Annotated in this window: 3 protein-coding genes; 2 read left to right on the forward strand and 1 reads right to left on the reverse strand. The window is 75.6% G+C overall.

Annotated features, from left to right (window positions below; genetic code table 11):
• Window positions 1–55: 55 nt before the first annotated feature.
• Complete coding sequence (gene folP, locus L1885_RS27400) at window positions 56–928, reverse strand: dihydropteroate synthase (RefSeq protein ID WP_235799842.1); 873 nt, start codon at window positions 926–928, stop codon at window positions 56–58.
• Window positions 929–1,101: 173 nt separating this feature from the next.
• Between folP and L1885_RS27405 the strand changes: the two genes are divergently transcribed.
• Together L1885_RS27405 and L1885_RS27410 are read left to right on the forward strand one after the other, a co-directional pair.
• Window positions 1,102–1,566: a DivIVA domain-containing protein gene (locus L1885_RS27405; protein WP_235799843.1), complete on the forward strand. Its 465-nt coding sequence runs from the start codon at window positions 1,102–1,104 to the stop codon at window positions 1,564–1,566.
• Window positions 1,563–2,153, forward strand: a complete 591-nt coding sequence (locus tag L1885_RS27410) for a DNA-3-methyladenine glycosylase I (RefSeq protein WP_235799844.1) — start codon at window positions 1,563–1,565, stop codon at window positions 2,151–2,153. Before L1885_RS27405 ends, L1885_RS27410 begins: the two co-directional genes overlap by 4 nt.
• The last annotated feature ends 44 nt before the right edge of the window (window positions 2,154–2,197 follow it).

The raw sequence follows: 2,197 nt of genomic DNA on the forward strand, positions 1-2,197 counted from the left end.
CCGCGGGCGCCGCACCCGCCGCGGCGCCGGACGCCCAGCGCCGGGCCCGCAGCGGTCAGGCCAGACCGCGGCGCGCCACGGCGGGGGCACGGTGGCCCGCGATGGAGGCCACCATGTCCAGCACCTGCCGGGTCTCCGCCACCTCGTGCACCCGGTACACGCGCGCCCCCAGCCAGGCCGACACCGCGGTCGTCGCCAGCGTGCCGAGCAGCCGCTCCTTGACCGGGCGGTCCAGCGTCTCGCCCACGAAGTCCTTGTTGGACAGCGACACGAGCACCGGCCAGCCCGTCCGTTCCATCTCCGGCAGCCGGCGGGTGGCCTCCAGCGAGTGCCGGGTGTTCTTGCCGAAGTCGTGGCCCGGGTCGATCACGATCCGGTCCTCGCGCACGCCCAGGTCCCGGGCGCGCTCCGCGAGCCCGACCGTGACGCGCAGGATGTCCGCCATCACGTCGTCGTAGGCGACGCGGTGCGGCCGGGTGCGCGGCTCGGCACCGCCCGCGTGGGTGCACACCAGTCCCACGTCGTGGCGGGCGGCGACCTCGGCGAGCAGCGGGTCCACCCCGCCCCACGCGTCGTTCAGCAGGTCGGCGCCCTGCGCGCACACCGCCTCGGCCACCTCGTGGCGCCAGGTGTCCACACTGATCACCACGTCGGGATGGCGCTCGCGCACCGCCGCGACGAAGCCGACCGTGCGCCGGATCTCCTCCTCGGTGGTGACCTCCTCGCCGGGGCCCGCCTTCACCCCGCCGATGTCGACGATCCCCGCGCCCTCGTCCACCGCGCGCGCCACCCGGTCGAGGGCGGGCCGGTCCTGGAAGGTCGCCCCCCGGTCGTAGAACGAGTCGGGAGTCCGGTTGACGATCGCCATGATCACCTGCTCGTGCTCGCCGAATTCCCGCCGCCCAAGCCGCAGAGCCCCGCCGCTCATCCGTCGTACCGTTCCTCTCGCCCGCCGGGCCCGGCTGTGCCGGCCCGGCCGGGGCCGCCGCCGGCCCCGGCCACCGACCTTACGGGGCCGGTCGCGTCCCGGGTGTCAGTGGCTCGTGGCACGATCGGGGCGACGTTCTTTCAGCGTTCCGCTCCGGCACAGGGGAGAAGCACGTGTTCTGGTTCTTGCTCATCGCGATGGTCGTGGTGGTGGCCGCGGTCACCCTGGCCGTCCTGGGCGGCGGGGAGCGCGCCGTCCTGCCGGAGACGGCCCCGCAGCGGCTGGTGGACCCGCTTCCCGCGAGCCGCCCGCTCGGCCGCTCGGACATCGACGACGTGCGGCTGCCCGTCGCCTTGCGCGGCTACCGCATGTCCGACGTCGACGACGTGCTCGGCAGGCTCGGCGCGGAGCTCGCCGAGCGGGACGAGCGGATCTCGGAGCTGGAGTCCGCCCTCGCGAGCGCGCGCGCGGGCGGGGCGCCCGCGCGGCGGCAGCCGTACGGCGAACAGCACTACGGGGAGCGGCCGTACGGGGAGCAGACGTACACGGGGCAGCAGCCGTACCGGGAGCAGGGGTGGGACACCGGCGCGTACCCGCCCCCGGGCGGTGGCGCGCAGGGCGAGGAGGGCGGGCGATGACGTCGGCGGTCGCCGGTCCCGACGGCCTGCCGCGCTGCCCCTGGGGCCTGTCCACCGAGGACTACGTGGCGTACCACGACACCGAGTGGGGCAGGCCGGTGCGCGGCGACGACGCCCTGTTCGAGCGGCTGAGCCTGGAGGCCTTCCAGTCCGGCCTCTCGTGGATCACGATCCTGCGCAGGCGGGAGACCTTCCGGGCCGCTTTCGCGGGCTTCAGGATCTCCGAGGTGGCCCGCTTCACGGAGAAGGACCGCGAGCGGCTCCTCGGCGACCCCGGCATCATCCGCAACCGCCTCAAGGTCGACGCCACGCTGGCCAACGCCGAGGCGCTCGCGCAGTGGGCGCCCGGCGAGCTGACCGAGCTCATCTGGTCGTACGCGCCGGACCCGGCGGGCCGGCCGCTGCCGCGCACCACGGCCGACGTGCCGGCCGTGACGGACGAGTCGACGGCCCTGTCCAAGACGCTCAAGAAGCGCGGCATCCGCTTCGTGGGACCCACCACGGCGTACGCGCTGATGCAGGCCTGCGGGCTCGTCAACGACCACCTGGAGGCGTGCGCCTTCGCGGACGTCACGGCGGCGCGGTAGGGGCCCCGCGCGGCCCGGCGGCCCGCCCGCCGGGGGCGGCGCAC

The sequence above is a fragment of the Streptomyces fuscigenes genome (assembly GCF_021556455.1).
Taxonomy (GTDB): Bacteria; Actinomycetota; Actinomycetes; order Streptomycetales; family Streptomycetaceae; genus Streptomyces; species Streptomyces fuscigenes.

Excerpts from the sequence above, each read along its gene's own strand:
- folP (WP_235799842.1), bottom strand. The coding sequence starts at position 928 with ATGAGCGGCGGGGCTCTGCGGCTTGGGCGGCGGGAATTCGGCGAGCAC.
- L1885_RS27410 (WP_235799844.1), top strand. The coding sequence starts at position 1,563 with ATGACGTCGGCGGTCGCCGGTCCCGACGGCCTGCCGCGCTGCCCCTGG.